This window comes from uncultured Psychroserpens sp. (assembly GCF_947501425.1).
In the GTDB taxonomy this organism is placed as follows: Bacteria; Bacteroidota; Bacteroidia; order Flavobacteriales; family Flavobacteriaceae; genus Psychroserpens.
The window spans coordinates 1-2,940 of record NZ_CANMVN010000019.1; the positions used below are offsets into that span (position 1 = coordinate 1).

Consider the following 2,940-nt stretch of genomic DNA (forward strand, 5'->3'; position numbering starts at 1 on the left):
GAATACCGTCTGATTACTTTGTCATTTTTATACATAATGTTTGAAATTATGTAGCCTTTATTCAGGACGGGTCATAATTATTGCTAACGTGTTTGTGTATGGTTAGTTGCGTTGGTAAGAACTAAGTTAGCAAAAGAAAACGAACCAGAGGAAAATTCGTAGGATTTTCCGAGTATACACAGAACAAGCTATTAACTATACACGTTGTTGGCTGCAGTTACAACTCGTTAATAGCTTTTAATAAACTTATTACATTTATAGTACTTATTACGCAAGCTTCTCCAAAATGTTTTTTAACGTCTAATTTGTGAGTTGTTTTATTCATTAAGTCAATAGATTTTTCGGTAAAATCAATTGCGCTAGTAGAAAACAATCTTAATTCTTTATTAGCCTTTCCACTTAAGACAGAATCTATATATGTATGTAACTGATTTTTAAATTTACCATTTCGCACATCAACATTTTCTGGGGCAATGTGTGTTTTTGGGTCAAAAACTAATCTAGCTAATTTGTCCATTATTGTGCGTGCTGAATTTCCTATATTTTGAAAGTCAGTGGGACTATCTGCAGACTTCATGTCTTCTATTATTTTTTCTTGTAAGGTGTTTATTTCTTCCCAAGGAGTTTCAATAACAGAAATATTAGAATTTAGAATTACTATTTTATTATAGTCAGGTTTAAACACGACCTTTTCTATTGCCACTTTTTTTTTATCTGTGACTTTATTAAAATAATGTTTTATTACATCTGATATTCGATCTAGTTCATCAACGTGGTTAACATAGAGTGCTGGATTTAGTGTAAAAATTAAATAAAAGAAGTGATTTGAATATATCATATTCCCTCTTGTGTTCCCTTTATTTAGGACTTCTAAACCTGAATTCTGAATAATATTGACTGAAACTAAATCATTATTTTTTTTTAATATTTCAACTACTAAATATTTTAGTTTTTCAATCATTGAGTATGTTTCTTTTAATTGCTGCCAACGTGTTTGTGTATGATTTAGTTGCGATCTTTGAGACTTGCTCTAGTTTAGCTTTTGCCGAATCAGCCGACTGCAAGGAGGTAGGCAAAAACAGCGTTGGCAGGAGCGAGGCTATTGCGCAACTAATCAATAATCTAAAGATAGTAATTTGTAGGAATATTTGGTCTAATTAAAGCACTTGCGCAGCAATTAATTATACACGTTGTTGTGTACTGTATTTATTATTCGCAGTAACTATCTAATCTAGTGTAAGTAGACATTTCACTTATTGAACAGCATATCAAATAATTATTTGGCCATCCGTTAGAGTAGTAACCGAAAGATTTATTCATTACATCTCCATCTGGATAAGTAAAATTAATATTATAAGATCCGTCTGCTCTTGGTATTTCATTCATATCCAAATATTTTGTAATAATTTGATTTGGAATAATACTGTCAAACTTCACTGTTGAGACTGGACTTGCAGAAACAGAAATATTATATAAGGTGTATTTAGTTTTATTTTCAATTAAAACATCGATTCCTTTTTTCCCGAAATTACAAGAGTTCAGAAATAGAGATAACAGAATCACGATTAGAGTTTGTTTCATATTGTACACAACGTGTTTGTATATGGTTTGTTGCGTGGTTTAGTACGTAATTTAGCAAATAAAAACCGAATTGAAAATCCGTGAGGATTTTCGTAAGTAGGCTAGAAGTAGCAATAAATTATATACGGTGTTGGCGGTAGTAATTATTTTCCAAGTATTTCATTGATATAAATTGAACGATATTTTTCAGGATATTCAACTTGTACTCCGTGTGTTCCGTTTTCAAATAAAAACCATTTTTTAGATGGCGCAATAAGTGAATCAAAATACGCTTTTGCTACTGACGTTTCGGTAAAATGGTCATTGTCTCCTTGTAATATATAAACTGGCACTTTCAATTCAGGAATATCACGCATTAAATTCATATTGATTGCAGTAGGTTGTAAAATTTTAGCTGCAGGATAGTAGGATTCAGGACTATTTATCATATCAGTAAATTTTTCGCTAAACGTTAATCCATTATCTAAAAACATACTTTTAATAAAATTAAAATCGGTTTCTAATTTTATCGGTGCATACTTCATTACAATCTTTCGTTCTATTTCAAAGGCTTCAGTTACTGAATTTTTTGAGTTTTTAACATAAGGTGGTCTTCCAATTTGTTTTAATTGATTGATTGAAATGGTATCATTGTGTTTTTGGGATTCTGACATTGCAAATTCATAAGATAATTCTTCTGAAAGTGATAGATTCGCCATAAGACCACTACCAATATAGGCGTGATATAATTCTGGCTGTTTTTGAACCATATAAGCTGCTACCGCTGTTCCCCACGATAAACCTTCAATGTAAATTTTGTCTTTTTTGAACGTCTTTTTTAAATGATTGGATAGTTCCAAACCATCATCAACTATATGTGATAAGGTAATGGATGAATCAGGTATGCTATCATTAAAAGCTAGCCCAGAGCCTCTTTGCTCCCAGTAACAAACCGTAAAAATATCTTCCAAATCAGTTCTTGTCAATTTGTAAATTACAGGTAAAATTGGTGCGCCTGGTCCTCCGTGAACTATTAGTAGTACGGGATTATTCTTGTCTTTTCCTCTTATGGTAATCCTTTGAGGTACTCCATTGATTGTCATATCCTCGTGCATAGCGATACTATTCGGAAGAACATTACCGTTTTCGTCTAAAAAAGGTTCTTCGTTTCCAGAACTATTGATTCGAATTATTAGTAATACAACTAAAATAAACGCAACAATTGCTCCCAGTAAAATCAAAAACCACTTTCCTATTTTCTTTAATATTTTCATATGTTATTAATTTGTTCTATGGTTTTTTCTTATGACCCGTCCTGAATAAAGGCTACATAATTTCAAACATTATGTATAAAAATGACAAAGTAATCAGACGGTATTC

The 2,940-nt window shown here is 31.5% G+C and carries 3 protein-coding genes; all 3 read right to left on the bottom strand.

Annotated elements, in window-relative coordinates:
- Positions 1-217: 217 nt before the first annotated feature.
- On the bottom strand, positions 218-961 hold the full coding sequence (locus Q0951_RS16990) for a hypothetical protein (RefSeq protein WP_299339521.1): 744 nt from the start codon (positions 959-961) through the stop codon (positions 218-220).
- Positions 962-1,209: 248 nt separating this feature from the next.
- Entirely contained in the window at positions 1,210-1,581 is a 372-nt protein-coding gene (locus Q0951_RS16995; protein WP_299339523.1) for a hypothetical protein, read from the bottom strand.
- A gap of 143 nt (positions 1,582-1,724) precedes the next feature.
- Positions 1,725-2,834 (bottom strand): alpha/beta hydrolase, encoded by a 1,110-nt coding sequence (locus Q0951_RS17000; protein WP_072403802.1) that lies wholly within the window; start codon positions 2,832-2,834, stop codon positions 1,725-1,727.
- Positions 2,835-2,940 lie beyond the last annotated feature (106 nt).

Bases quoted from the DNA above. Each gene is read 5' to 3' on its own strand.
- Q0951_RS16990 (WP_299339521.1), bottom strand. From the start codon at position 961: ATGATTGAAAAACTAAAATATTTAGTAGTTGAAATATTAAAAAAAAAT.
- Q0951_RS16995 (WP_299339523.1), bottom strand. From the start codon at position 1,581: ATGAAACAAACTCTAATCGTGATTCTGTTATCTCTATTTCTGAACTCT.
- Q0951_RS17000 (WP_072403802.1), bottom strand. From the start codon at position 2,834: ATGAAAATATTAAAGAAAATAGGAAAGTGGTTTTTGATTTTACTGGGA.